Source organism: Niallia sp. FSL K6-0212 (assembly GCF_038007605.1).
GTDB lineage: Bacteria > Bacillota > Bacilli > Bacillales > Cytobacillaceae > Niallia > Niallia circulans.
Genome location: NZ_JBBOXL010000001.1, coordinates 1,065,006 through 1,091,582, shown reverse-complemented (window position 1 = coordinate 1,091,582; position 26,577 = coordinate 1,065,006). Strand labels below are relative to the sequence as shown.

The following is a 26,577-nucleotide window of genomic DNA, read 5'->3' as shown; positions in this document are numbered from 1 at the left end:
TTCACCTCAGGTATAGATGTGAATGATTTACACCATTAATAATAAACTATGTATGACTATAACGTATGCTACTTTATGAGTCAATGGATTTCTTAAATTATCCAAATGAACAAATATATTTATATTCTTTTACTAATAGTAAGGTTAGACATCGTTTCCATTATAAATACCTTTTTGACTTAAGTTCATCAAAATAGAACCAATTTAAAGGAGGGAAATTAAAAATGACTTGGTTACATTTTATGATATTGTTTCCATTTATGTTTGCCTTAATTGTGCCTTTTATTTATAAAAGGCTGACGCCGCGAATTCATACTGGCTGGTTTGTACTATTTGTGCCATTTCTTATTTTTATCTACCTGTTGACGTACATTCCAAAAGTGGCAAAAGGAGAGGTGTTTACTTCTGCGGTTAAATGGATACCAGCCTACGGTATTAACTTTATAACCTATTTAGATGGGCTTAGCTTAGTTTTTGGATTGCTGATTGCTGGGATAGGAAGTTTAGTCATTTTATATTCTATTTTCTATTTATCAAAGCATCGCGAGGCGTTGCATAACTTCTATGTATATTTATTGTTATTTATGGGAGCGATGCTTGGGCTAGTATTGTCTGATAATTATTATGTTTTGTATGTTTTTTGGGAAATTACGAGTGTGTCGTCCTTTCTGTTAATTGCTTATTGGTATGAAAGGGACCGTTCTAGATATGGCGCACAGAAGGCAATGTTGATTACTGTTTTTGGCGGACTTGCGATGCTGGCGGGTTTGATTATGCTTTCTATTATGGCAGATACAACCAGCATAAGAGAAACGCTGCTTCAACTTGATTTAATTCAAGGCCATGCTTTATTTATACCAGCAATGATTCTCATTTTGCTAGGGGCATTTACGAAGTCTGCCCAATTTCCGTTTAGTATTTGGCTTCCTGATGCCATGGAAGCACCGACTCCAATCAGTGCTTATTTACATTCGGCAACGATGGTTAAAGCAGGAATTTATTTAGTTGCTCGTCTAACTCCTATTTTTGGCGGGACGATGGAGTGGTTCTGGATTGTTGTAGGAATAGGCATTTTTACTTTACTATATGGCTCCTTTAATGCCGTGAAGCAGACAGATTTAAAAGCATTATTAGCGTATTCAACCATTAGTCAATTAGGATTAATTATGAGTCTGCTTGGCTTGGGTTCTGCTGCAATGTATAAAGGGTTAGCTGTAGAAGAAGCAGGGCTGTATGCAACAGCGATTTTTGCAGCGATTTTTCACTTAGTAAATCATTCCACCTTTAAGGGCTCTTTATTTATGGTCGTAGGAATAATTGACCATGAAACCGGTACTCGGGATTTGCGGAGACTTGGCGGGCTAATTCACTTAATGCCAGTTTCCTTTACCCTTACTGTAATTGGCGGTTTTTCGATGGCTGGTCTTCCACCATTTAATGGTTTCCTAAGTAAAGAAATGTTCTTTACCGCTGTTGTGCAAGCATCGGAAATGGAAATATTTAATCTTCAGCATATTGGAATTTTTATTCCTATTATAGCTTGGATTGCTAGTGTATTAACGTTTGTTTATTGCATGGTATTAATTTTTAAAACATTTAGAGGGAAAAATAAAGCACCAAAACTAGATAAGGTGGTGCATGAGGCACCGATTGGCTTGTTACTCTCGCCTATCATCCTAGGTGCGCTTGTTATTCTTTTCTTCTTTATTCCAAATGTTGTCTCGAAGTTTTTGCTAAAGCCAGCATTTGCAGCCGTGCTGCCAACACTTGCGCATACGGTGGAGTCGAAAAAAATTAGTGCTTTCCATGGATTTAATACAGAGCTTTGGATGACGATTGGTGTGGTGGGATTAGGCACGATACTATATTTACTTTTACGAAAATGGTATAAGATTTATCGTTTATATCCACAAGCCTTTACATTAAGTAATTTATATAATCTAGGTTTGGAATATCTGGAGAAATTCTCCAAGTCCATTACTGATTTTTATATGACTGGCTTTTTACGTGATTATTTAGTCTATATATTTGGCTTTATCATTTTAATCATTGGGGGATCCTTGTTCCTATTTAATGGTTTTACATTTGATATGTCACATGATTCACCAATTACTATCTTTGATATGGGAATAGTAATTGCAATGATAGTAAGTTCTGTCACGGTGCTGTTCTCCAAATCGAGAATTACATCTATTGTAGCGGTTGGAGCGCTAGGATTTCTTGTTTCATTTTTCTTTGTTCTTTTTAGAGCTCCAGATTTAGCACTTACGCAATTAGTAGTAGAAACGGTAACTACTGTATTATTCTTGCTGTGCTTCTATCATCTGCCGCAATTAAAGAAAGAAATTAGCAGGGTACCTTTTAAAGTGGTTAATGCCATTATTTCGATTGGCATAGGGCTAGTCGTTACACTGATTGCTCTATCTGCAAATGGAACCCATCTATTTGCTTCTATTTCAAGCTATTATGAAAATTCCTATAAACTGGCCGGCGCAAAAAATATCGTTAACGCCATTTTGGTAGATTTCCGTGGTATTGACACGATGTTAGAGATTCTTGTGCTTACAGTGGCAGGTTTGGGCGTTTATACGTTAATAAAGGTAAGACTAGTGGGAGGAGATAAGAATGAAGGAACCAAATGATATTATCATCCGAAGTGTTGCAAAGGTTGCTGTCGTCATTATCCTCACCTTTGCGATCAATCTTTTTGTCTCTGGACACCATTTTCCAGGTGGCGGATTTATTGGCGGTCTTACCTTTGCGGCAGCGATTATACTGCTTTTTCTTACCTTTGATATTGAATCCGTACGAAAGAACCTTCCTGTTGACTTTAAAGTATTAGCGGGAGTTGGCGTGTTAATCGCTGTTTTGACAGGGGTAGGGGGAATGATATTTGGGGAAGCATTTTTAACCCAAGCCTTTGGATACTTTGATCTGCCGATTTTCGGAAAAACAGAGTTGGCGACTGCAGTCCTTTTCGATGTGGGTGTGGCTCTTGCCGTTATCGGGACCGCCATAACAATTATTATGACAATAGGGGATGATCGATAATGGAGACGTTAATGTCTATTCTTGTAGGTGTCTTATTCTCTATCGGAATCTACCTTATTTTAACAAAGACATTATTACGAATTATTTTAGGGACATCTATTCTTGGTCACGGTGTAAACTTGCTTATTATTACAATGGGTGGATTGAATAAGGGAGGGCCACCTCTCTTAGGTATAACCGATCATACTTTTGCAGATTCTCTGCCTCAGGCATTGCTGCTTACGGCCATTGTCATAAACTTTGCAACAACAGCTTTATTTTTAGTACTAAGCTACAGAGCATATAAAGTACTAGGCACCGATGATACAGATTTATTAAGGGGTAATGAGGATGAATAATATTGTCATTTTGCCGATCATCCTTCCTATCGTATTTGCGATGATCATGGTTATTTTTCGAGATAAAGTTATCCTTCATCGGATATTAAGCTTAGTAGCAGTTTTTTCTGTTTTTATTGTGGCGTGTGTTTTAATTGATCAAATTAAAACAGACGGGATTCAGTCCATTCAATTAGGAGGATGGGAGGCGCCGTTTGGTGTAAGTATGGTTGCCGATATGTTTGCAGCAATTCTTGTTCTCGTTACGAGTGTTATTGGGTTTTGCTGTTTGCTGTACGCATTTCATTCGATTGGGGAACAATTGGAGAAGTATTATTTTTATCCGTTATTCTTGGTTTTGATAACAGGTGTAAACGGTTCTTTCCTTACAGGAGATATATTTAACCTATTTGTTTGTTTTGAAGTAATGCTTGTTGCTTCATATGTCCTGATTTCATTAGGAGGAACAAGGGTTCAGCTAAGAGAATCGATTAAATATATACTGATAAATATTATTTCATCCTTTCTGTTTCTCGTTGCAATTGCTTATTTATACGCCATTACTGGAACGCTAAATTTTGCTCATTTATCTGTCCGTATTGCAGAGGTTGGTCAAGGCGGGCTTATGACGACGGTAGCAATTTTATTCCTAATTGTATTTAGCTTAAAAGCTGGATTGTTTTTATTCTTCTGGCTACCAGGCTCTTATAGTGCACCACCAACAGCTATTTCTGCTATCTTTGCTGCGCTGTTAACCAAGGTAGGAATGTATGCGATTATTCGAGTGTTTACCTTGATTTTTTATCATGAAGTTCACATTACCCATTTATTAATTGGAATTCTCGCAGCTATTACAATGACCCTTGGAGCAATTGGAGCTGTAGCCTATAGAGATATCTATAAAGTGATGACCTATAATGTGGTTATTGGTGTTGGGTTTATTTTAGCGGGTGTTGCTACGTACTCAACAGTGGGGATGACTGGTTCCATCTACTATTTCATTCATGATATGGTGATTAAGGCACTTATCTTTCTACTGGGAGGCACAATTATTCATCTGACTGGAACAAGTAAATTAGATGAGATGAGTGGATTGATTCGTTTGCACCCGCAATTAGGCTGGATGTTCTTTGTTGCAGCTTTATCCTTATCAGGAATTCCTCCACTAAGTGGATTTTTAGGAAAAATATTTATTACAGAGGGTACCTTTAGTGCAGGATATTACTGGTTAGGTGCATTTGGACTGATCAGTAGCTTATTTGTCCTTTATTCTATTATGAAAGTATTTATGGCTGTGTTTTGGGGCTATACCGATTTAACACTAGAACAAGAAAAAGGGACCACGAAGGGATTAATGCTGCCAATAGCTTTCCTTACTTTCTTAACCATTGCATTAGGGATAGGGACAGAAGGGATTCATGAATATGTAGATTTGGCAGTTGAAGGCTTGATGGACCCCAATTATTATGTCAAAGCTGTTTTAAGCAATAATTAAGGGAATTTAAGTAGTAAATAGACAGAAAGGGGTGGTATCCATGCCTATGCAGATATTGATCAACTTATTAATCGGTATCATCTGGATGTTTTTACAGGACACATGGAATGTCTTAACATTTTTCACTGGTTACTTGTTCGGTATACTAGTTTTATTTATCTTGCGTCGCTATTTGCCAACTAAATTTTATTTAGAAACATTTTTTGCGGTCGTAAAGTTATTTTTTGTTTTTATTGAGCAGCTGTTTACCTCAAGTGTTGTTGTGATTAGGCAGATAACAAGGCCAAGATTAAATATTTCCCCAGGAATATTTTCGTTAGAAACGGAATTAGAGGGGGAATTGGAAGTCTCCTTACTAGCTCTATTAATGAATTTAACTCCTGGTTCTGTTGTAGTAGAGGTTACTTCCGATAATAAAAAGTTCTTTATTCATGCAATGGATATCCCTGCACAAAAGGAATCCATCTTTCGTTCAAAGGAAAAATTCGAAATGGCCATAAAGAGGGTGACTCGCTATGATTGATCAATTATTGGTTGGATCGTTAATTTTACTGATTATATCTATTCTTGCAACAATATATCGTCTTATCAAAGGACCGTCAGCACCTGATAGAATACAGGCATTAGATAGTTTAGGAATCAATCTAATTGCAGGAGTAGCGATTTTTTCCGTTCTGCTTCGGAATACAGGTTTTTTTGAGGTGATTTTATTAATTGGAATTTTGTCGTTTATTGGAACGATTGCTTTTGCCCGATATATGGAAAGAGGTGTAGTCATTGAGCGAAAACAATCTGATTGAACTCATATCTGTTCTGCTTATATTCTGTGGCGCTATTTTTTGTTTTCTGAGTTCCCTTGGATTAATAAGACTGCCAGATGTATACACAAGATCTCATGCTGCATCCAAAGGTTCTACTATGGGAGTACTCTTTACCCTTGTTGGCACATTTGTCTTTTTTATTATAGAAGGTGTTTTTAGCATTCGCCTGTTCTTGGGAATTTTCTTTGTTTTTTTAACTTCTCCTGTTGCATCCCATGTCATTGTTCGTTCCGCTTATCGCTCAAAAGTTAAGCTTGCGGATATAACGGTACAAGATGATCTGAATGCTGAAATGGATAAAGAAGGGATAGAAACAGTGGAAGTAATTCATAAATAAAGGGAAAAAAGATATAGAAGGCCAGCGATTTTTAATTGACGAATTTTTGTGGATTCTATATAGTAAGAAAAGATATGCCCGTACTGAAACGGGAGAGGTTCATAGCAAATACCCTCTATAAAAAACTATGGATACATGCAATTCACGCCATGTCCATAAAGGACATGGCTTTTTTGTTTGATTCAGCTAGTTTTTCTGCGTAAGGTAAATGCCTCTCTTTTAAGCAGTGTTGGGAAACACCAAACAAGGAGGACTTTTTCATGTCAGGAAGAAAGAACGAAGAAGGATTAACAGATTTAACTTTGTTAGGAAATCAAAATACTCAATATAAAAGTGATTATGCACCAGAGGTATTAGAATCAGTGGATAATCTTCATTCGGATAGAGATTATTTTGTGAAATTTAATTGTCCTGAATTTACAAGTCTTTGCCCAATAACAGGACAGCCTGACTTTGCGACAATGTATATTTCTTATATACCAAATAAGAAAATAGTGGAAAGCAAATCTTTAAAGTTGTATTTATTTAGTTTTCGCAATCATGGAGATTTTCACGAAGATTGTGTCAATATTATTATGAATGATTTAATAAAACTGTTAGATCCAAGATATATTGAAGTATGGGGAAAATTCACTCCAAGAGGCGGAATTTCCATCGACCCATGGTGTAATTATGGAAAACCGGGCACTAAATTTGAAGAGATGGCAGCACATCGATTAATGAACCATGATATGTACCCAGAAAAGGTAGACAATCGATAAGAAAAAACCAGTCAGCGACTCGTTATGAAGAGTAGTTGACTGGTTTTTCTTTTGGATTAATAAGATTATGGCAAAATATTTCCAGCGGCACGATAAATGCTGTACCATTCTTCTCTTGTTAAATAAACGTCACTTGCTTTTATGCAATCAATTAATCGATCTGCATTCATTGTGCCGATTACTGGCTGCATATTGGCAGGGTGACGCAATAACCAGGCAATCGCAATGGTTGTGTTACTTACTTGATATTTGTCTGCAATTTCATCAATTTGTTGATTTAATTCAGGGAATTTATCGTTGCCAAGAAAAACGCCTTCAAAGAAACCAAATTGGAATGGGGACCAAGGCTGAATCGTTATATCATGTAAGCGACAGAAGTCTAATATGCTGCCATCACGGTTAATGGCTGAGTCGTTTTCCATATTGACATTAATCCCATTAGAAATCATATTCGCATTTGTAATACTTAATTGCAATTGGTTAGCCACAATTGGTTGTTTCACATATTTTTGCAATAATTGAATTTGCATTGGATTTTGGTTGGAAACACCAAAATGGCGAACTTTTCCTGATTGCTCCAAAATGTCAAATGCTTCTGCAACTTCTTCTGGTTCCACTAAAGCGTCTGGGCGATGGAGTAGAAGAGTGTCTAAATATTCGGTGTTCAATCTTTGTAAAATACCGTCTACTGATTGCAAAATATGTTCTTTGGAGAAATCGAACATTCCTGTTCTGATCCCGCATTTAGATTGTAGGATAATATTTTCGCGAACAGTTGGTGACATATGTATAGCGTCAGCAAATATTTCCTCACAGTCACCTTTTCCATATATATCTGCGTGATCAAAGAAGTTAGCACCATGTTCTAAAGCAGTTTGGACAAATCGTTCTGCTTCCTTTTTTTCTAATGAATTAATACGCATACAGCCAACTGCCACTACTGGCACTTCTAAATTACTGCTACCTAGCTTCATAGTTCTCATGATTTCTACTCCTCCTAAACTATATGGAAAGCGCTTTTATTGTTTCCTCATTCATTTTGACATATGAACGGCTTAAACGGCAAATATTATGTACTTTTTATCCCGCTCTTAATCCTCCTCATACTAAAGGGAAATGAAGGAAACAAAGTTAGAAATAACTGCCCTGTAAAGATCAAATAAGCGAACTAACCATCAGCAGTATTATGAGGAAAACCAACTGATGAAGGTTTCTTTATAAAAGAAATGAAAGATGTCCTATTTACTATCCCCTACAAGTAAACATATAATTATTATAAAAAAAGAAAACGCTTACAAGAAAGGTGGAAATAGAATGAGAGGTTTTATAAGGAAAGCGTTTATTATTGTAATACTTATTTTTTTGTTGTTTCCCTTTGGAAGTGAAAAATTTGTATCAGCGGCTTCTACAAATGGGACGATGATGCAATACTTTGAATGGTATTTACCGAATGATGGAAATCATTGGACAAGACTTCAAAATGATGCTGCAAATCTTTCTAGTAAAGGGGTAACGGCAGTTTGGATCCCTCCAGCATATAAAGGAACAAGTCAAAATGATGTTGGATATGGTGCTTATGATTTATATGATTTAGGGGAGTTTAACCAAAAAGGAACGGTCAGGACTAAATATGGTACAAAAGTCCAATTGAAATCGGCAATCGCTGAATTACATAAACAAAATATACATGTATATGGCGATGTAGTAATGAATCATAAAGGAGGAGCTGACTTTACAGAGACTGTAACTGCAGTTGAAGTAGATCCAAATAATCGAAACCGGGAAACATCCGGCGATTATCAAATATCTGCATGGACAGGCTTTACTTTTCCTGGGAGAGGCAATACGTATTCTCCATTTAAATGGAATTGGTATCACTTCGATGGGACTGATTGGGATGAGAGTAGGAAAAAAAATAGAATATATAAATTTCGGGGAACTGGTAAGGCTTGGGATTGGGAAGTCTCAAGTGAGAATGGTAATTATGATTATTTAATGTATGCAGACATTGACTATGAACATCCAGATGTAATCAATGAAATGAAAAAATGGGGAACCTGGTATGCAAAAGAATTAAATTTAGACGGTTTTCGATTAGATGCGGTTAAACATATAAAACATGATTACCTGCGGGACTGGGTAACACATGTAAGAAACCAGACTGGTAAAGAGATGTTTACTGTAGCGGAATACTGGCAGAATGATATTGGGCAGCTAAATAACTATTTAGCAAAGACAAATTATAATCAGTCTGTTTTTGATGCACCTCTCCATTATCATTTTCATTATGCATCTAATAGCAATGGAAATTATGATATGAGGAATATTCTAAAAGGAACTGTAATGGAAAGCAATCCTAGGCTGGCAGTTACTTTAGTGGAAAACCATGATTCCCAGCCAGGACAATCTTTGGAGTCTGTTGTAAGTACATGGTTTAAGCCCTTAGCCTATGCTTTCATTCTAACAAGAGCTGAAGGATATCCATCTGTTTTTTATGGAGATTACTATGGAACGAAAGGAAATAGTAATTATGAGATTCCTTCTTTAAAAACGCAGTTGGATCCGATTCTAACTGCTCGCAAAAACTATGCATATGGTTTGCAACGTGACTATATTGATCATTGGGATATTATCGGATGGACTAGAGAGGGAGAGGCTGCAAGGGATAAATCAGGACTGGCGACGTTAATAACAGATGGTCCTGGAGGATATAAATGGATGGAAGTAGGAAAACAAAATGCTGGAGAAGTCTGGTACGATATTACAGGGAATAGAAAGGAAACAGTCACTATTAATAATGATGGCTGGGGCCAATTCTATGTAAATGGCGGTTCTGTTTCTATTTATGTACAAAAATAATAATAAAGAGAAGAGTTAGCCAATCTTACTGGAGCAACTCTTCTCTTTTTTCGTTCTCTTAATCCTCCATCGTAGAAAGATCGCCTGTTGGAAGACCAAGCTCCCAAGCTTTCAGTACTCGTCTCATAATCTTCCCACTCCGAGTTTTTGGCAGCTTTTCACAGAATTCGATTTCTCTTGGAGCAGCATGAGCAGCCAAGCCGGTTTTTACAAATAATCTTATCTGCTCTTTTAATTCATCCGTTTGCTCATAGCCATCAACCAATGCAATAAAGGCTTTGATAATTTCTCCTCGAATTGGATCCGGTTTACCGATGACGCCAGCTTCTGCCACTGCTGGAAATTCGATTAATTTACTTTCCACTTCAAATGGTCCAACTCTTTCTCCAGCAGTCATAATAACATCATCGACTCGCCCTTGGAACCAGAAATATCCCTCTTCATCCATATAAGCAGAGTCTCCTGAAACATACCATTCATCATGTTGGAAATAGCTATTAAATTTTTCTTGGTTGTTCCATATTGTATGCATCATCGAAGGCCAGCCTTTTTTTATGGCTAAATTCCCCATTTGGTTTGGCGGCAGAATGTTGCCATTGTCATCTAAAATTACTGCTTCAATTCCCGGTAATGGTTTCCCCATTGAACCTAATTTAATATCCATACATGGTAAATTGCATATTAGTTGAGCACCAGTTTCCGTCATCCACCAAGTGTCATGGATACGATGTCCAAACACATCGTATCCCCATCGAATTACCTCGGGATTCAGTGGTTCGCCAACACTTAATATATGACGTAACGAAGAGAGTGTATATTTTTCTGTTACCTCCTCTCCAGCCGCCATTAGCATTCTAAAGGAGGTAGGAGCACTATACCAAACAGTCACTCCAAAAGTTTCGATCGTTTTATACCATACATCAGGACTAAAGCGACCTCCTGCCACAACATTTGTTGAGCCTGTAAGCCATGGCCCAAAGATTCCGTAGGAGGTACCTGTAACCCAGCCAGGATCAGCTGTGCACCAATATACATCCTCCTCTTGTAAATCCAATACCCATTTTGCCGTCTGATAATGTTGGATCATAGCATTGTGAACATGAAGCACACCTTTAGGCTTTCCTGTTGACCCAGAGGTATAGTGAAGGATTAAACCATCCTTGCGATCGACCCATTCTATGTCTAATTCTGTAGATGCTGTTTGAAAGTAATGAAGGAAATCCTTTGTTTTATCGTCTTCTTGGATATTTTCACCGACAATAAAAATAGTTTCGAGAGCAGGTAATTCTGTATGTGGAATTCTATTTACTAGTTCAGGTGTGGTTATAATTACTTTTGCTTCACTATCATAGAGACGGTCTTTCACCGCATCTTCCATAAAGGCTTCGAACAATGGGCCGACAATGGCACCTAGTTTGATTGCTCCAAGTAAAGCAAAATATAACTCTGGGGAACGAGGCATAAAAATAAACACTCGATCTCCCTTGTTTACATTTCCTACATCCTTTAATACATTTCCAGCTTTATTGGAGAATTTCTTTAAGTCTTTAAATGTGTATGTTTCTTTTCTTGATGGATGAAAATAATGGAGGGCTACTTTATTGGCGCGGTAGTTTTCAGCGTGACGATCAATAGCTTCATAGGCCAAATTAATTTTTCCAGTCTGATGCCATGAAAAATCCTTTTCTGCTTGATCCCATTTGAAATGTTGGTACAGCTCCTCATAGTTTTCAAGGTTATGTCTGCCTTTTACAGGTGGAAACGCTTCCAATTTCATTAATACATCCCCCTCATTTCAATATTTTTACAACACCATTATAATGGGTAAACACTATATATACAATTTTAATGTTGTAATTAAATAAATATTCCTACGTTTTAGAGAAATAGGGAGAATGGACGGGATAAAAGATTACTATAAAACTCCATCTTATTAGATATAGTAAATTATCAATAAAATTAGTAAATAAACAAATAAAGATATAACTTGGAACTTAAGAACAGAGTAAAACCTTTTATTAAATTTTTGAGAAGGAAGAGGCTTCTCCTTCCATTCTTCTAAATAATCATTACTTTTTAGAATAACATGATGGAACCGTCTGAAACTGAATGTTACTCCGTCGAAAAAACCGCCCTTAGCAATATACATAAATAGAAAAATAACAATATAAAAGAAAGTTAAATAAAAGACGGCATTAATATAATGAACAAAAGAATATGACGATGAAGAGATAAAAAAAAGAATGAATGTAAGAAAGAGATTTATAAGAAATATAGACCATTTTTTATTTTGCATGAAGTTTCACCTTTTTTAATTAAGTTTTTAATCACGAATAAAAGTATTTTACCTTAACTCTAATTGAAAGTACATTTTTAGAAAAAGGGATAGAAATTCAATATTTCAGAAAACCAGTATTTTTATTTACCTTTTACACTAAAAGTTGTAATAGACCACTGTTATGTGAAACAGCACTCGCTAAAAAATTCTAGTATAATAAAATAATCTGCTAATATATGGAGAAAAAGTATATTGGCATATGGATATATTTTACAATAGTGGGGCCTTTTGAAGTGTTTTTCCCCTCTTTTTTGATAATAATTTTTAGAATTTTATCAAAAAAGTAAGCGTTGTCTTTATTGTTTTAATGCAGTATAGTGCTGTTTTAGTATAACAATATTTGAAATTATCTCTATATTTAGTCTTTACAACTCTACTAGAATAATAGTATACTCTCTTTAGCTTCTTTTTTAGATGTAATTTACAGAATAATATAACAATGGGGGGTCTTTTTTAATGAAGCGCAAATTTACTTGGCTGCTTTCACTGACGTTAGTGTTAAGTGTATTTTTAGCGGCATGTTCTGGTGGCGACGACAAAGGGTCTAAAGGTTCAGATAAGTCAGCAGAAAATAAAGATGTGAAACAAGAATTAAACTTAATTAATGGAGATGCGATTCCATCTATGGATCCATCAAAAGCAACAGATGAATACGGTTTCCAATTCTTAGGAGCTACTATGGAAGGTCTTTATCGTTTAGGTAAAGACGCTAAGGTAGAACCAGGTATTGCAAAATCTCACGAAGTATCTAAAGATGGTTTAACTTGGACATTCAAGTTACGTGAAGATGCTAAATGGTCAAACGGAGATCCTGTAACTGCTAACGATTTTGTTTATGCTTGGCAGCGTGCAGTAAATCCTGACACTGGTTCTGAGTACGGTCCATATATGATGGGTGGCGTAATCAAAAACGCTACAGAAATCAATAAAGGCGAAAAGAAAGTAGAAGAACTAGGAGTTAAAGCAGAAGACGACCATACTTTAGTTGTTGAACTTGCTAACCCAACTGCGTATTTTGAATCATTAACAACATTCGGTACATTCTTACCATTAAATCAAAAATTTGTGGAAGAAAAAGGCGATAAATTCGCGACTAGCTCTGACACTCTTTTATCAAACGGTCCATTTGTTTTAGAAAACTGGGAAAGTACTGCGCAAAAGTGGAATCTTGCTAAAAACGACACATACTGGGATGCAGATACAGTTAAGTTAGAAAAAATCAACTATGTAGTAGTAAAAGACGCTCAAACAATGGTTGACCTATATGAAAAAGGCGAAGTTGACCGTGCTTCATTATCATCAGACTTAGTTGACCAATACTCTTCTCATGAAGACTATACAATTAAAGCTGATAACTCAGTGTTCTATCTAAAAATTAACGAAACAAGAAACAAAGCACTTGCTAATAAAAACATCCGTGCAGCGATCAGCCGTGCGTTTGATAAAGAGTCATTAGTAAACACTATCCTAAACAATGGTTCTTTAGTTGCTAACGGTTTAATTCCAGCTAAATTTACTCCAATGCCAGATGGCAGCGGTGACTTCCGTGAAGTTAGTGGTGATTTAGTAAAATATGATACTGCTGCTGCGAAAGAATTCTGGGAAAAAGGCTTAAAAGAATTAGGTACTAAATCAGTAGAAATCGAATTCCTTGGTGGAGATACAGACGTATCGAAAACAATGAATGAATACTTAGCTAATCAGTTACAAACAAACCTACCAGGTTTAAAAGTAACATTGAAACAAGTACCATTTGAACAACGTTTAGACTTAGATAAAAACCAAGATTATGATCTTCAATTAGCTGGTTGGGGACCTGACTACCTTGATCCATATACATTCTTAAGCCTATGGATTACAGATGGCGGAAACAACAAAATGGGTTACTCAAATCCTGAGTACGATAAGTTGTTAGAAGAAACGACAACAACTCTTGCTACAGACAATGAAGCTCGTTACCAAAACTTCTTAAAAGCTGAAAAAATTCTATTTGATGATGCAGCAATCGCTCCTGTATATCAACGTGCTGGCGCATTCCTATCATCACCAAAAATTCAAGGCTTAATTGATAATCCATTTGGACCAACTTATGAATACAAATGGGTATCTATGGGATCTGCAGAATAATTTTGCTTTTATGAAAAATTCGATGCTATGAAATAAGAGGGAGTGTATGCTTTTATAGCATATACTCTCTTGTATTTTTGAGTAGGAAAATTCTGATTATAGCAAAAATAAATTATTATGCTATAATAAACAAAGAAAATTAGGAGGTGCACAGATGGCTCGATATCTTCTTCGACGTTTATGGTATATGTTCATCACGTTATTCATTATCGCGACAGTCTCCTTCTTCCTGATGAAATTCCTTCCGGGAAGTCCGCTGCAGGCAGAAGATAAGTTAAGTGAAGAACAAAAAACAATCATTTTGGAAAAGTATGGACTGAACGATCCTATTCCAGTTCAGTATGTTCGTTATTTAGGAAACCTTGTGCAAGGGGATTTAGGGGTTTCGTTTAAATTTGATAATACCCCTGTTACAAAAATTTTATCATCAAAAATCGGTCCTTCCGCGCTTCTAGGTGGACAGGCATTAGTGTTAGGAACAGTGCTTGGGATTCTTCTAGGCTTGATAGCTTCGATTTATAGGAATGGTCCAATCGATTACACCTCAACAGTTATTGCCGTACTGGGAACATCGGTTCCTTCGTTCGTATTTGCCGGACTATTACAATATTTCTTTGCAGTAAGATGGGATATACTGCCTGTTGCGCTTTGGGGCGGCTTTGAATATACGATTCTACCAACCATTGCACTTGCAATCTCTCCATTAGCGGTTGCGGCGAGGTTTACAAGAACAGAAATGATTGAGGTATTGCATTCAAATTATATAACGACAGCTCGTGCAAAAGGTGTTACAGAAGCAGGAATTATCTTCAAACATGGATTGCGCAATGCACTGATTCCGCTAGTTACCGTTATAGGTCCAATGGCCGTTGGTTTAATGACAGGATCATTGGTTATAGAGAAAATTTTTGCTATTCCTGGAATTGGGGAGCAATTTGTTACATCTGTTACTGTAAATGATTATCCAACAATTATGGGAACAACCTTAATGTTTGCTTTTGGCTTTGTTATTATAATTTTAATCATTGACCTCCTATATGGATTAATTGATCCGAGAATTAGAATTGCAGGAGGAAAAAAATAAAATGGATAAAAAGAATCTTAATCAAATAGATAAAAATTTATTTAGACCTCTTAAGCAAGAAGAGAATACAAGTGAGAAAATTTCTGCGCCAAGCAGAACCTTTGCTCAGGATGCGAGAAGAACGTTATTAAAAAATAAGCCGGCAATTGTCAGTATATTTATAATACTATTAATAATCGTAATGAGTATTATTGGACCACATATGAATGACTACGGAAACGATGGACAGAACCTTTCCCGTGCGAAGCTTCCTCCTAGAATACCAGTTTTAGAGAATGTTTCTTGGTTAGGCTTAGATGGTACATTATCTGGTAGATATGAAGGTACGAATGTAGAGGATGCAACTGCAAAAGCAATGGCTCGATATAAAAGTACAGATGAGTTTGTTGATATCAAAGTTTTAGAGGAAGGCGACGGCACAAGAAATTCTGCTGCCGTAAGAGCAACCTACCATATTTATGAAGCAAAAGATATGGATGATACGTATTTCTGGTTTGGTACGGATACACTGGGCCGTGATCAATGGACAAGACTTTGGGAAGGTACTCGTGTATCGTTAATCATTGCGTTTGTCGCTGCTATACTCGATTTAGTAATCGGTGTAACGTATGGCGGGGTATCTGGATTCTATGGCGGGAGAGTCGATAACGTCTTGCAGCGTATCGCCGAAATATTAGTAGGGATACCAAACTTAGTAATTATTCTATTAATGATGCTGATTCTCCAGCCAGGAATTGTCTCTATTGTTATTGCCTTAGCGATTACAGGATGGATTGGAATGTCTAGGATTGTTCGTGGTGAGGTACTTAAACTTACCAACCAAGAATTTGTACTGGCAGCAAGAACATTAGGAACGACAAATGGTACAATTATTAGAAAACATTTAGTTCCGAATATTACGGGGATAATTATTGTTAATACCATGTTCTCGATTCCTGGAGCTATCTTCTTCGAAGCATTCCTAAGCTTTATCGGACTTGGTATTGTTCCGCCTAATGCTTCATTAGGGGCATTAATTGAACTAGGATTTGCTAATTTACGATTGTACCCATATCTATTAGTTTTCCCAGCGACTGTATTGTCAGTATTAATGATTGCATTCAATATATTAGGTGATGGATTACGTGATGCATTCGATCCTAAAATGCATAAATAAGAGAGTAGGTGTTTATAAATGAGTAAATTATTAGAAGTCAAAGATTTAAGAGTATCATTTAACACCTACAACGGTGAAGTACAAGCTGTTCGCGGTGTGAGCTTTGAGTTAAATAAAGGGGAAACATTAGCAATTGTAGGAGAGTCCGGTTCTGGTAAATCCGTTACGTCCAATGCTTTAATGAGACTTCTTCCTGAACCGCAAAGTGTCATCAAAAGTGGAGAAATATTATTTGAAGGCGAAGATCTTGTAAAAAAGTCAAAAAAAGAAATGCAAAAAATTCGCGGAAAAGATATTTCCATGGTGTTTCAAGACCCGATGTCTTCTTTAAACCCAACAATGAAAATTGGTAACCAAATCATGGAAGGCTTAATAAAGCATCAAAATATGAATAAGTCTGATGCAAAAAAGCGTGCCTTAGAATTACTCGAATTAGTTGGTATTCCACAGCCGGAAATCCGCATTAATCAGTTTCCGCATCAATTCTCAGGTGGAATGCGTCAACGTGTGGTTGTAGCGATTGCTCTTGCGTGTAACCCAAAGATTTTAATTGCCGATGAACCAACAACAGCACTTGATGTTACGATTCAGGCGCAAATCCTAGAATTGATGAAAGATATTCAAAAGAAAACAGATAGTGCGATTATTTTTATTACGCATGACCTTGGTGTTGTGGCGAATGTGGCAGACCGTGTTGCTGTTATGTATGCTGGAAAAATTGTTGAAATTGGCACAGTAGATGATATTTTCTATAATCCAAAGCATCCATATACTTGGGGATTGATTGGATCGATGCCAACCCTAGATAGTACGGATGAAGAGCTTTTCGCTATCCCTGGAAGCCCGCCGAATATGTTAAAGCCTCCAGCAGGAGATGCATTTGCGCCTAGAAATCAATTTGCGCTAGAAATCGATACAGTAATGGAGCCGCCAATGTTTAAAGTTTCTGATACGCATTATGCTGCAACCTGGTTATTGCATGAAGATGCACCAAAGGTTGAGCCGCCAGAAGCTGTTAAGCAAAGAATGCTTGGTTTCTCCAAAACAGGTCGCAAGGACGGTGAAAAACGTTGACTAGAGAAAAATTACTAGAAGTAAAAAACTTGCAAAAACACTTTTCCGCAGGTAGAGATAGAATCATTAAAGCCGTAGACGGTGTATCCTTTGATATTTTTAAAGGAGAAACTTTTGGTCTGGTTGGAGAATCTGGTTGTGGAAAATCAACAACAGGTAGAACAATCATCCGTCTTTACGATGCAACAGGTGGAGAAGTGAAATTTGAAGGCGAAGATGTGCACGGGAAAAAATCAAAGGCAGAGCTTCGCAAATTTAATCAAAAAATGCAAATGATTTTCCAAGATCCACATTCTTCTCTAAATCCACGCATGACTGTACTTGATATTATTGCAGAAGGAATTGATAATCATAATCTTGCAAAAACACCAGAAGAACGTCGTCAAAGAGTCGAAGAACTCCTTGAAGTAGTTGGGTTGAATAAAGAGCATGCTACACGCTTCCCGCACGAATTCAGCGGCGGTCAAAGGCAGAGAATTGGGATTGCTCGCGCCCTAGCTGTTGAGCCAGATTTCATTATCTGTGATGAGCCTATTTCTGCACTAGACGTTTCTATTCAAGCACAGGTAGTAAATCTTCTGAAAAAGCTTCAAAAAGAGCGTGGATTGACTTATTTATTTATTGCCCATGATCTTTCCATGGTAAAATATATTAGTGATCGTATTGGTGTTATGTATATGGGGAATATGGTAGAGCTTGCAGAAGCAGATGAATTGTATGAAAACCCAATTCACCCATACACAAAATCATTATTATCCGCAATTCCACTTCCAGATCCACGTTATGAACGTGAGCGCAAGAGAATTGCATATGATCCATCTGTACATGATACTAGTGAACCGGCTGAGTTAAGAGAAGTAACTCCAGGTCACTTTGTACGCTGCACAGAGAAAGAACTAGAGAAGTATAAAAAAGAATTAAGTCTTAAGAAAAACTAAGTTAACAAAATTTACTCTATTAAAGAAGACCCTTCCAAATAATCCTTGCCAACGTGCAAGGATTTTTTTATTTCCCGAGAAATCATCCTTTACTTACTTTCCCCTATTTTTAAGAAATAATCTTCCAAAACACAAAAATCGTGTGCAAATAAACGATAAAAAGCGACATGGAATAAAATAAATCAATATAACAACTTTTTAGTTTAGTATCCATGTTATGATCGTTAATAAAGTCCAATGAAAAATGGGAGAAAGTCTAAAAAATTTTAAAAAAACTACATGTCTAAGATAAAATAAAGAAAAATAAGAATGGTATAACATTTCTATAGGAGTTCATCATGATAAATCCAATATTAAAACCGCAATACGATAAAGCGATTCAACAAACAAAAAACCATATATTGAATGATGTTAATAAGTATTTAGAGAAACAAGATTGTCTGCCTCCTTTTGAACAATATATGGATGACCGAAAAGTATTTATAGAGCAAATTTGGCTAAATACTTGGCTTAATACCGCAACTAGTCATGTCAAGTATGCTGAGAAGAAGCAATATCTCACGAATAAGGGATTGGACATTAATGATCTTAATAAAAAGGTTATTAACCGATTATTTAGAAGTGAAATTCGCAAGGTTGAAGTATTCCCTTATGAAGAATGGTTAAGAACAAACCTAGGGGATAATAAAGAAGAATGGGAAAAAAGGTATAAAGAAAGACGAAAAAGCTATTTGCAAAACGTAGAAGAACAGAAAGATCTAGAAGAGAAACGTAAATATAAAATGAAATTCTCTTATTATATTGAGCAATTAATGGAAAAGCATTATGAGGAATTGTTTCTCTATATTCGCTATTTAACAGGAAGCAATATCGCGCTAGAGATAGAACGGAATGGCATTGTTTTATCTTCGATGGAATTAACCTTTGAAGAATATTTATCAAATGAAATGAATATGCCCTATAACCAATTTTACTTTTTGGAAGACCGGACAGAAGCATATGAAAATTTAATTTTTCAGCATTTAATTGATTTTTTGCCGACATGGCTTAAAGATAAATTGCCTACTCGAATAAAAAAAGAATATGAAGACATATTTGACCATTCCTTAAGCAATTCCATTTTACTAGAAATAAGCACGCCTTTACTGGAAGAAATAACAGAAGAGTTTCTTGAGGAATTGTTTTCTGAGTATGTAATCGATTTGGAAAAATTATTAGATATTCCTTTTGATGTAGAAATTCATAAAGAGATTATGGAAAAAGACCGTCAAAGGAAGGAACAGAAGGAAGCAGAAGATCGAGAGGAGCAAAGACGACGTAAAGAAGAAGAAGCAAGAATGATTGAGGATATATTTGGAAGAGAATATTATCCTCCAACCAATATAGATGTTAAATATATCCTTCATACTGGAGAAACGAATACTGGTAAAACGTTTCAAGCAATTAACCGAATGATGGAAGCTACAAGCGGTTTATATTTAGCTCCATTGAGATTATTAGCATTAGAAATATATGAGAAGCTAAATCAGCAAGGAGTTCCATGTTCGCTAAAAACAGGGGAAGAAGAGAAGCTTGTTCTAGAGGCTCAACATCAATCGAGTACAGTAGAAATGTTTCACGAAAAGGATTTTTACGAAGTTGTTGTCATTGATGAGGCACAAATGATTGCGGACAGAGAACGGGGATTTTCATGGTATCGCGCTATCACTAAGGCAAATGCAAAAGAGGTCCATATTATTGCTAGTCTGCATGCCAAAAACATGATTTTGCAGTTATTAGGTGATATAGATGTAGAGGTTCATGAATATCGACGGGAGACACCGTTACAGGTAGAAAATGAGTTGTTTCAATTAAGTCATACAAGAAAAGGAGACGCATTAGTGTGTTTCTCAAGAAGAAGTGTCTTAGAAACAGCCTCTGAATTACAAAGAAAAGGGTGGCAAGTCAGTATAATTTATGGAAGTATGCCACCAGAAGCAAGAAAAAAACAAATGGAGCGTTTTATTAATGGAGAAACGAAAGTTATTGTTTCAACAGATGCAATTGGGATGGGGCTTAATTTACCAATAAGGAGAATTGTCTTCTTAGAGAATGACAAATTTGATGGGATAAGAAGAAGGATGTTAACCTCACAGGAAGTGAAGCAGATTGCAGGTAGAGCAGGAAGAAAGGGAATATATGATATTGGGCGGGTTGCTTTCACCAGTGACCGTAAAAGAATGATGTATTTATTAGAAAAAAGAGATGAAGACTTGTATGGATTCACAATAGCACCAACAAGTGCTGTTTTAGAAAGGTTTCAAAAGTATTCCAATAATCTAGGGCTGTTCTTTTATTTATGGGGACATTTTAGAAGTCCAGAAGGAACAAAAAAGGCCTCACTGACCGAGGAAATGCAGCTATATGAAATGATTATGGATACAATGGTCGAAGCGAGAATGTCCCTGCATGATTTATTTAGTTTTCTGAAACTACCATTCGCCACAAGTGAAGCCTCATTACGAGCGCAATGGAAAGTAAATATGGAGGCAATTGTGGAAAACAGGGATTTACCAGAACCGAAAATTAAACAAGATAGTCTGGAGGAACTGGAACTCGCTTACAAAGCGATTGGTCTTCACTTATTATTTCTATATAGATTAGAAAGAAGGACAGAAGCTTATTATTGGGAAAAGGTAAGACTGGAATTGAGTGACCAAATAAACGATCAGTTAAAGACAGGGATTAAAGGGAAGAAACGGACGAAGCAATGCAAGAAATGTGGGAAAGAACTAGCAGCTAAATTTAAGTTTGCTGTTTGTAATGATTGTTTTTATCAGATGTAAATTAATACACATAAGGGCTTTGAATGTCAGAGAAGGGTGAGAAGCGGCAAATATAGTCATTCTCACCCTTTGTTTTCCCCGTTGCAAGCAATGGAAAAGTAAAGTGTTACTCAAGCACCGTTTTGTTTACTAAATCATTAGTAGGTAATATAAAGCATAGGCTTGTAAAGTTGAAGCGATAAAAAAAGTAATATAAACTAGATGAATAAGAAGAAAATAGAACAAATTCCCTTTTCATTTTTATTGTAAATACTATACTATTAAAATAGAAAATAAGTTAAGGAAGGTAATCAAATGGATTCGAAATTTAAGTTTGGCATTCGCTCCAAAATTATCCTTGGTTACATTGTTATCATTCTTTGCTTACTTGTGTCAGTAATTTTACTAAATAATCAAATACGCTCCCTTCAACAGGAACGTAATTCGATTATCAATTACGATTCTCGCATACATGAACTTACATCTTCCATTGAGAAAAGTGTATTAGATATGGAGACAGGTCAGCGTGGCTACATAATCACAGGTAACCAAAGTTACTTAATTCCGTATAATGATGGGAAGGAAAATTGGAAAGAGCAATTTGAGGAATTGTATCAATTATTGAGTAATAAACCTGTACAGCAGCAGAATTTACTCGAAATAAAGGAAAACATTTTGAATTGGATTAATACGGCTGGTGAGCCAACCATTCAATACAAAGCACAAAATAATACAGAAGAACTTGATGAATTTTTCAAAGAGGATAATGGACGGGATTACATAAACGAGATTACAGAAAAGTTTACGAATCTTAGAGATACAGAGAAGACTGCGTCGGCCAAGCGGGCAACAAAGCTGGACCAACAAAATAATGCTTTAACAGTAGGACTATTCGGCGTATTAGTCTTGATTTCTCTTGTTGCTATTAGTCTGGCTGGCCAAACCTCTAAATCGATTGTTAGAACAATAAAGGAAGTAACAGAGTCTATTAAAACAATAGCTGCCTCTAAAGGAAATGTCAGTACTCGTATTCATGTCCGGACAAACGATGAAATAAGAGAGCTGGCAGAAGTGACAAATAGCCTTCTTGATACCGTTGAGCAAAGAGAATGGTTACAATCAAACGTTGCTGATATTGTGATGAAAATTCAAGGGATTCCTTCTATTGAATCATTGGCTAGTGTGTTTATAACAGAAATAGCACAAAAAACAAATGCAAGCTTTGGAGCCTTTTATGTGAAAGATACTCAACAAAAAAAGGAAACCTATGTAAAAACGGCAACATTTGCTGAATCTGGAGATACGATTGCTCGAGATACTTTTCAATTAGGAGAAGGTCTGATTGGTCAAAGTGCCAAAGAACAGCGCGTCTTGCATTATCAAGAAATTCCAAGTGATTATCGCTTAATTGCAACAGGGCTAGGGGATGTTTCTCCACGCAGTATTATCATTGTACCCGTTCTGTTTGAAGGAGAGACTATTGCGGTTCTTGAACTTGCAACCATGACAGAATTTACAGCCCTTCAACAAAATCTCATTACCGGGGTAGTGGAGACATTTGGACTAACGATTAATAGTATTATGGGTAGAATGGAAATCGTCCGTTTGTTAAATGAATCTAGAGCAATGACGGAAGAGTTACAAGTTCAATCAGAAGAGCTGCAAACACAGTCAGAGGAATTACAGTCACAATCAGAAGAACTGCAAATGCAAAAAGAAGAACTGATGGCTACTAATGAACAGCTCGAAGATCGAACAAGAGAAGCAGAAGCGAAGACAAGGGATTTAGAAAAAGCAAAAGAGGAATTAGAAGAGAAAACAGAGTTGGTTATTCAAAATTCTAATTATAAATCAGAGTTTTTAGCTAATATGTCTCATGAATTAAGAACTCCGCTAAATAGCATTCTAATTCTTTCAGAAATGTTAGCGGAGAATGAGTCGAATCACCTATCGGAAGAAGAAATGGAGTTTGCAAATGTTATTCATTCTTCTGGTAAAGATCTTCTTTCGCTTATAAATGATATTCTTGATCTATCCAAAGTAGAGGCAGGCAAGCTTGATGTTCATTTTGCAGAAGTAAGCATCCATGATATTACTTCACAATTGGAGCGAAGCTTCGCACCTATCGCTAACCAGAGGGAAGTAGAATTTTTAGTAAATAAACAGGAAGGTCTCCAAGATATCGTATTTACAGATGAAAAGAGATTCCAACAAATTATTAAAAATCTATTATCCAATGCCTTTAAATTTACGGAAAGCGGAACAGTTTCCTTAAATATTAAGAAGAGAAACCAGATTAGCCGCAGTATGAGAGAATTAAGCAATGATTGGCTAGATATTTCTGTAACAGACACTGGTATTGGCATACCGAAAGATAAGCATAAATTAATCTTTGAAACATTCCAGCAGGCAGATGGAGCAACTGTACGTAAATATGGAGGTACTGGCTTAGGCCTTTCCATTTGTAGAGAGTTTGCTAGATTGCTAGGTGGCTGGATTTCCTTGAAGAGTGAGGAAGGCAAGGGAAGTACTTTTACCCTCATTATTCCAAGTCTTCCAAATGGAATAGCAGACACTCAGCTCAATATTAGTGAGATGAATGTAGCTGCTACAATAGAAGTGAAAAAGCAAGAAGCTCGACAAGAAATAGATAAAGAAGAACAAAAGCAGGAAGAAGAAAGAAAAACAGAAATCGTGATTTCTAAGGATGAGAATGAGGATGTGTTTAAAGGGAAAAAGGTATTGATTGTAGACGATGATAATCGTAATATCTTTGCTCTTAAAACGACGCTTGAAAAAAGAGGGATGGATGTCCTTGTTGCCTATAACGGAAAGGAATGTTTGGACATTCTGGATAGAACTACAGATTTAGATGTGATACTAATGGATATTATGATGCCGAATATGAATGGTTATGAAACCATGACAATTATCCGCCAAACGCTGAATCTGACAGAGATACCTATTATCGCATTAACGGCAAAGGCGATGAAGAATGACCGTGAAAAATGTTTAGAGGCGGGAGCATCTGATTATATCAGTAAGCCGCTAGATTTGGATCAATTATACTCCGTCTTAAGAGTATGGTTAGCAAAGTAAGGAGGAACGGAGATGGATTATCCATTCCTGAATAATGATCAAGAGGTAGAGAACCAAGATCATGCAGACATCGAAGTAGATCTGCTGCTCGAAGGGATTTTTCGATTATCAGGTTTTGATTTTCGTCAATATAACCGATCTTCTATTACACGCAGAATTTACTATAGAATGAAGATGGATAATATTCCTACGATTACGAGGCTGCTGGAAAGAGTGATTCATGAAGAGGCATTCCTTGAACAACTTCTTAATGATTTTTCAATCAATGTAACAGAAATGTTTAGGAATCCAAGCTTTTTTCGTTCTTTTAGAGCACAAATCATCCCGCATTTACGAAATCTTGAAGAAATTCGGATATGGCATGCTGGTTGTGCTACTGGCGAAGAAGTCTTTTCTATGGCTATTTTATTAGAAGAAGAGGGATTGAAGGATAAGACGGTTATTTATGCAACAGACATGAATGAAACTGTGCTGGAAAAGGCAAGCAAAGGTGCATTTCCTCTCCACAAAATGCAAGCATATACGAAAAATTATATGCTTGCTGGTGGGAAGAATGCTTTCTCGGAATATTATAAAACCGATCATCAATATGCTTACTTTCATTCTGATTTGTTGAAAAATATTATTTTTGCGCAGCATAATCTAGTAACAGATCAATCCTTTAATGAATTTCATGTTATTATTTGTAGAAATGTACTCATTTACTTTAACCCAATGCTTCAAAATCAAGTGCATCATCTATTTTATGAGAGTTTAAGTAAAGATGGGTTTCTAGGTTTAGGGGATAAAGAGACATTAAGTTTTGTTGAAGTAATGCCAAAATATAGAGAACTTGATGATGGCGAAAGACTTTATCAAAAGATTTATTAAGGCTCTTCGAACAGTGCTGCCTCTTTGTTATAAAGAAAAAGGATTTCTCCTATGAAGAGAAATCCTTTTTCTTTTATTATGTAAATAATCAACAATAATATGTCAGTTATTTGCTTTTGCTTGGATCATTAAGACACACATATCATCTGGTTGATTAGACTGCTGTTCTTTTGTAAGTAAATAATCCATTACAGAACTAGTGTGTTCCCATCTTTTGGAGGAAATAGATCGGATTTGTTTTTCTGCCTCGAATTCACAAGGGCCCATCGCTTCTAATACCCCATCCGTATAAAGAATAATTTGGACATCTTTTTCAAAGGAGATCTCCTTTGTATTAATTTCCATTTCGTCAAAAAATCCTACAGCACAAGTACTTTGTTCTAATGCCACAACATCATTTTCATCAACTAGCATATAACCATAAGGATGCCCAGCATTAACATACTTTACTGTTTTCTCCTTTGTGTCGATTACTAGATAAATAGCTGTAAAGTAAAAAGGCAGCCCCTCTTTTTCATTTTTTAGTAAAGTCATATAACGATTTAATTCTTTTATAACAAGGTCAGGCTGTACTAATTGTTTAACGGATTCTCTTAGGACAGAGGAGATAAACATGCATACTAAAGAGGCAGAAATACCGTGCCCCATCATATCTAAAAGGATAATGGCATATTTATCTTCATCTATTTTATGCCAATAATACATATCACCTGCAAGATTAAAAGAAGGCAGGTAAGAAACTTCGATATGCATATGTTCGTCTTGTAAAGGTGAACTTAATAAGCTTCTTTGTACATGTGTGGCTAAGTCTAATTCATACTGAATCTTTTTTTCATGTTGGGTATGCCAATCCAGTTCTGCTTTTAATCGCAATGCAACGCGTATTCTTGCGAGGAGTTCTATTTTATTTAGAGGTTTTGTAATATAATCAACGCCGCCAATATCCAACGCTTCTGCTAGTTTATTTTTATCTTCTAATGCTGTGACAAAGATAATCTGAATATCTTTGAGGTTTTCCACTTTTTTAATGCGTTTACAAGCTTCAATGCCATCAATCTCTGGCATCATAATATCAAGTAATATTAAGTCCACACTATTCCCTGTGGAATTAGGAGCATCAAGTTGTAGATAATGAAATAATTCATTAGCTGAGGTTAGCGAGACACAATCATCGTATCCAGCATTTTTAAGTATTTTTTCCATTACAAATAGATTGACAGTATTGTCATCTACTAAAAGAATAGTCATAATTCTTATAACTCCTTGTCTATTATGATGATAAGAAAACTTATGTATATCTTATTTAATTAACAACCCTCAATTATGTATAATTATAATTATACCGTTATTTATTAGATAATAATAATTATACGTCCTATATAAAGAGAAGAATTAATGGATAAACAAAAAAACATCGAAGCATATGTATTTTTTTGCCTCGATGTT

The 26,577-nt window shown here is 36.1% G+C and carries 21 protein-coding genes and 1 riboswitch; of the genes, 17 read left to right on the top strand and 4 right to left on the bottom strand.

What is annotated here, in order from left to right:
• Positions 1–224 precede the first annotated feature (224 nt).
• The 8 genes from MHH96_RS04940 to queF all read left to right on the top strand — a co-directional run bounded on the left by MHH96_RS04940 (position 225) and on the right by queF (position 6,782).
• Entirely contained in the window at positions 225–2,642 is a 2,418-nt protein-coding gene (locus tag MHH96_RS04940; protein ID WP_047940927.1) for a Na+/H+ antiporter subunit A, read from the top strand.
• Positions 2,626–3,051 (top strand): Na(+)/H(+) antiporter subunit B, encoded by a 426-nt coding sequence (locus MHH96_RS04935; protein WP_047940926.1) that lies wholly within the window; start codon positions 2,626–2,628, stop codon positions 3,049–3,051. The genes MHH96_RS04940 and MHH96_RS04935 overlap by 17 nt, the downstream gene beginning before the upstream one ends.
• Complete coding sequence (locus tag MHH96_RS04930) at positions 3,051–3,389, top strand: Na(+)/H(+) antiporter subunit C (RefSeq protein WP_047940925.1); 339 nt, start codon at positions 3,051–3,053, stop codon at positions 3,387–3,389. Before MHH96_RS04935 ends, MHH96_RS04930 begins: the two co-directional genes overlap by 1 nt.
• Complete coding sequence (locus MHH96_RS04925; RefSeq protein WP_341116848.1) at positions 3,382–4,863, top strand: Na+/H+ antiporter subunit D; 1,482 nt, start codon at positions 3,382–3,384, stop codon at positions 4,861–4,863. Before MHH96_RS04930 ends, MHH96_RS04925 begins: the two co-directional genes overlap by 8 nt.
• 40 nt (positions 4,864–4,903) lie before the next feature.
• Complete coding sequence (locus tag MHH96_RS04920; RefSeq protein ID WP_047940923.1) at positions 4,904–5,386, top strand: Na+/H+ antiporter subunit E; 483 nt, start codon at positions 4,904–4,906, stop codon at positions 5,384–5,386.
• A complete protein-coding gene (locus tag MHH96_RS04915) occupies positions 5,379–5,663 on the top strand; it encodes a Na(+)/H(+) antiporter subunit F1 (protein ID WP_047940922.1) in 285 nt (94 codons plus the stop codon). The genes MHH96_RS04920 and MHH96_RS04915 overlap by 8 nt, the downstream gene beginning before the upstream one ends.
• Positions 5,641–6,021, top strand: coding sequence for a monovalent cation/H(+) antiporter subunit G (mnhG, locus tag MHH96_RS04910; RefSeq protein ID WP_047940921.1), 381 nt, complete (start codon positions 5,641–5,643; stop codon positions 6,019–6,021). The genes MHH96_RS04915 and mnhG overlap by 23 nt, the downstream gene beginning before the upstream one ends.
• Before the next feature lie 88 nt (positions 6,022–6,109).
• A riboswitch (PreQ1 riboswitch) is annotated at positions 6,110–6,156 on the top strand.
• A 125-nt stretch (positions 6,157–6,281) separates the two neighbouring features.
• Positions 6,282–6,782 carry a preQ(1) synthase gene (gene queF / locus MHH96_RS04905; RefSeq protein ID WP_047940920.1) on the top strand — a complete coding sequence of 167 codons (501 nt, stop codon included), beginning with the start codon at positions 6,282–6,284 and terminating at the stop codon, positions 6,780–6,782.
• Between the two features lie 65 nt (positions 6,783–6,847).
• On the opposite strand, the gene MHH96_RS04900 is transcribed toward queF, so the two are convergent.
• Positions 6,848–7,765 carry an aldo/keto reductase gene (locus tag MHH96_RS04900; RefSeq protein ID WP_095258297.1) on the bottom strand — a complete coding sequence of 306 codons (918 nt, stop codon included), beginning with the start codon at positions 7,763–7,765 and terminating at the stop codon, positions 6,848–6,850.
• A 250-nt stretch (positions 7,766–8,015) separates the two neighbouring features.
• On the opposite strand from MHH96_RS04900, the gene amyS reads away from it, so the two are divergent.
• On the top strand, positions 8,016–9,641 hold the full coding sequence (gene amyS / locus MHH96_RS04895) for an alpha-amylase (RefSeq protein ID WP_341116845.1): 1,626 nt from the start codon (positions 8,016–8,018) through the stop codon (positions 9,639–9,641).
• Between the two features lie 58 nt (positions 9,642–9,699).
• On the opposite strand, the gene acsA is transcribed toward amyS, so the two are convergent.
• Complete coding sequence (gene acsA / locus MHH96_RS04890; protein WP_061797056.1) at positions 9,700–11,418, bottom strand: acetate--CoA ligase; 1,719 nt, start codon at positions 11,416–11,418, stop codon at positions 9,700–9,702.
• 156 nt (positions 11,419–11,574) lie between these two features.
• Entirely contained in the window at positions 11,575–11,937 is a 363-nt protein-coding gene (locus MHH96_RS04885) for a DUF3899 domain-containing protein (RefSeq protein WP_095321964.1), read from the bottom strand.
• A gap of 498 nt (positions 11,938–12,435) precedes the next feature.
• Between MHH96_RS04885 and MHH96_RS04880 the strand changes: the two genes are divergently transcribed.
• The 8 genes from MHH96_RS04880 to MHH96_RS04845 all read left to right on the top strand — a co-directional run bounded on the left by MHH96_RS04880 (position 12,436) and on the right by MHH96_RS04845 (position 25,131).
• Positions 12,436–14,106: a peptide ABC transporter substrate-binding protein gene (locus tag MHH96_RS04880; protein WP_095321965.1), complete on the top strand. Its 1,671-nt coding sequence runs from the start codon at positions 12,436–12,438 to the stop codon at positions 14,104–14,106.
• A 154-nt stretch (positions 14,107–14,260) separates the two neighbouring features.
• Complete coding sequence (opp3b, locus tag MHH96_RS04875; protein ID WP_047940914.1) at positions 14,261–15,190, top strand: oligopeptide ABC transporter permease; 930 nt, start codon at positions 14,261–14,263, stop codon at positions 15,188–15,190.
• A 1-nt stretch (position 15,191) separates the two neighbouring features.
• Positions 15,192–16,346: an oligopeptide ABC transporter permease gene (gene opp3C / locus MHH96_RS04870; protein WP_341116841.1), complete on the top strand. Its 1,155-nt coding sequence runs from the start codon at positions 15,192–15,194 to the stop codon at positions 16,344–16,346.
• Between the two features lie 18 nt (positions 16,347–16,364).
• Positions 16,365–17,420 (top strand): ABC transporter ATP-binding protein, encoded by a 1,056-nt coding sequence (locus tag MHH96_RS04865; protein ID WP_095320404.1) that lies wholly within the window; start codon positions 16,365–16,367, stop codon positions 17,418–17,420.
• The gene (locus tag MHH96_RS04860) at positions 17,417–18,358 is read left to right on the top strand and encodes an ABC transporter ATP-binding protein (RefSeq protein WP_047940911.1); all 942 of its coding nucleotides are present in this window, start codon (positions 17,417–17,419) and stop codon (positions 18,356–18,358) included. Before MHH96_RS04865 ends, MHH96_RS04860 begins: the two co-directional genes overlap by 4 nt.
• Before the next feature lie 338 nt (positions 18,359–18,696).
• On the top strand, positions 18,697–21,183 hold the full coding sequence (locus MHH96_RS04855) for a DEAD/DEAH box helicase (protein WP_341116838.1): 2,487 nt from the start codon (positions 18,697–18,699) through the stop codon (positions 21,181–21,183).
• A gap of 294 nt (positions 21,184–21,477) precedes the next feature.
• Positions 21,478–24,261 (top strand): ATP-binding protein, encoded by a 2,784-nt coding sequence (locus tag MHH96_RS04850; protein WP_341116837.1) that lies wholly within the window; start codon positions 21,478–21,480, stop codon positions 24,259–24,261.
• 12 nt (positions 24,262–24,273) lie between these two features.
• A complete protein-coding gene (locus tag MHH96_RS04845; protein WP_047940909.1) occupies positions 24,274–25,131 on the top strand; it encodes a CheR family methyltransferase in 858 nt (285 codons plus the stop codon).
• A gap of 102 nt (positions 25,132–25,233) precedes the next feature.
• Here the strand turns inward: MHH96_RS04845 and MHH96_RS04840 are convergent, their stop codons facing one another.
• A complete protein-coding gene (locus MHH96_RS04840; protein ID WP_047940908.1) occupies positions 25,234–26,379 on the bottom strand; it encodes a fused response regulator/phosphatase in 1,146 nt (381 codons plus the stop codon).
• Positions 26,380–26,577 lie beyond the last annotated feature (198 nt).